The organism is Neorhizobium sp. S3-V5DH (assembly GCF_004343065.1).
Classification (GTDB): domain Bacteria; phylum Pseudomonadota; class Alphaproteobacteria; order Rhizobiales; family Rhizobiaceae; genus Neorhizobium; species Neorhizobium huautlense.
On sequence record NZ_SMCL01000057.1, the window covers coordinates 1 to 1,029 of the forward strand.

At 61.0% G+C, this 1,029-nt stretch carries 1 protein-coding gene; it reads right to left on the reverse strand.

The window, feature by feature from the left end; all coding sequences use genetic code 11:
- On the reverse strand, nucleotides 1–817 hold an 817-nt coding region (locus tag EDE09_RS27955; protein WP_207914897.1), incomplete at its 3' end, for an IS110 family transposase.
- Between the last annotated feature and the right edge of the window lie 212 nt (nucleotides 818–1,029).

Here is a 1,029-nt window from a genome sequence, read left to right on the forward strand (position 1 = left end):
CGGGATCGAAGCGGATTGCCGGCAGGGCTGCGATGTAGAGGGCATCGCGAACCGGTTTTCGACCGCCGGCAATCATGCGCTTGCCGCGCATCTGGCCGCTGTCCCGGTTGAGCGGCGCGACGCCGATGAGCTTGGCGATCTGTCCTTTGTCCAGGCTTCCGAGTTCAGGCAGACCTGCCAGCAGGAAGCAGGCTGTGCGCAGACCAATGCCCTTGAGCGACATCATGACAGCGGCCTTGCCCGAGAGCGCCTTATCCGCCTCGAGGCAGGCTGTCATCGCCTCGACAACCGCCTGGCGCTGGTCAAGCAGGAACTGTAGGCTTTCTTCGATCCAGACCCTCGTCTTGTCGTCGGCCCGGCTGGCCAGCTTCTCCCGGCGGTTTTTCTCCTGCACGATCATGTGTGACAGCTGCCTGTAGCGCGCCACCAGACTGACCATATTCATCTGGGCTGGAGAAGCTGGCAGGACAAGTTCGGTTTCCATCCGCCGACCGTAGTCGGCCAGGATGAAGGCGTCGATCCTGTCGGTCTTGGAGAGTTGGCCGCAGGCGCCGGCGAACTGTCGCACCTGTCTGGCATTGACGCGCGCCACCGGCATCCGCGCTGAAAGAAGCGCATCGAGCACACGGCGTTCGTAGCCGCCGGTGGGCTCCAGCAGGAAGCGCTCGATCCCTTTCAATGGCGCGACAAAGGCCAGGAAGCGGGCAACTCCTGCCGCCGTGTTGGCAAAGCTCGCCGAGCGGCTATCCGGCAGGATGCAGATGTCAAAAGAGGATTTTGATATGTCGATGCCGACAAAACGACTAGTATAAGACATGAGGCAGGTCTCCCTTATACGCGAGCGCGAAGCTCCCTCAACGGTGCGACGATGCCTCGATGAGCGCAAAGGGTTCTGCTTTTTTGCGAACGAAGGTTCAGGGCGGCCAAGCCCAACCGCTTTGCCCTCAGCCATTGCGGTGTTGCGATCACCCCAATGACAAACGAGGCCGGAGCATCATAACAGACGCTCCGGCCTCTCAATGTATAAGG